This is a genomic window from Campylobacter canis (genome assembly GCF_045504005.1).
Classification (GTDB): Bacteria; Campylobacterota; Campylobacteria; order Campylobacterales; family Campylobacteraceae; genus Campylobacter_A; species Campylobacter_A canis.
In genome coordinates, this window is record NZ_JBJJXH010000029.1 from 1 (window position 1) to 673 (window position 673).

The following is a 673-nucleotide window of genomic DNA, read 5'->3' on the forward strand; positions in this document are numbered from 1 at the left end:
TGTAAATTGCTCTAAGGTTGAGCCTGATTCTATGAAATTTTGCCGCCGCTTACTTGAAGAAGCCAAGGTAGCTTGCGTACCGGGAGTCGGATTTGGTATGGACGGATACTTTAGACTAAGCTTTGCTACAAGTATGGAAAATATCATAAAAGGCATAGATCGCATATCCGAATTTGTGAAAAACTACAGATAAATTTATCCCCTTATCCTCTTGCAAAGAAATTTGCTTGAGGATAGCTTCTTATTTACTGAATTTAACTTAAATTTATGAAATTTCTTACCTACTCTTTAAGCAAATTTATCTATCTTGCCTACCTGTCAAAGCAAAGGCTCAATCCATAATAAACATTAAAAATTCTTAGCTAAATTTGATATATAAATTTTGTAGATAAAATACTCATTTTATATTTTTAATCTTAGTTTTATTTCAAAATTTACTTATATTTATCGCACAAGTTGTATAATTATTTAAAATCCATTATAAAGGAGTTCATCATGCGCTTGTGCATAAAACGCGGTCTTTCTCTCTCTTTAGTTGCGATAAGTTCGCTTATGGCTGCGGGAGAAAATGTAGAGATTAAATTAGATACCCCAAAATCCGTTTACGAAAAATATATTATTAACGGCAATTGGTTCGCTCTTGGCGAAAACGATAATACTCTTACTTGGGAAG

General features: G+C 32.5%; 1 protein-coding gene. It reads left to right on the plus strand.

From position 1 onward, the window contains the following. On the plus strand, positions 1–193 hold a 193-nt coding region (locus ACHJH3_RS11260), incomplete at its 5' end, for an aminotransferase class I/II-fold pyridoxal phosphate-dependent enzyme (RefSeq protein ID WP_407064891.1). Positions 194–673: the final 480 nt, after the last annotated feature.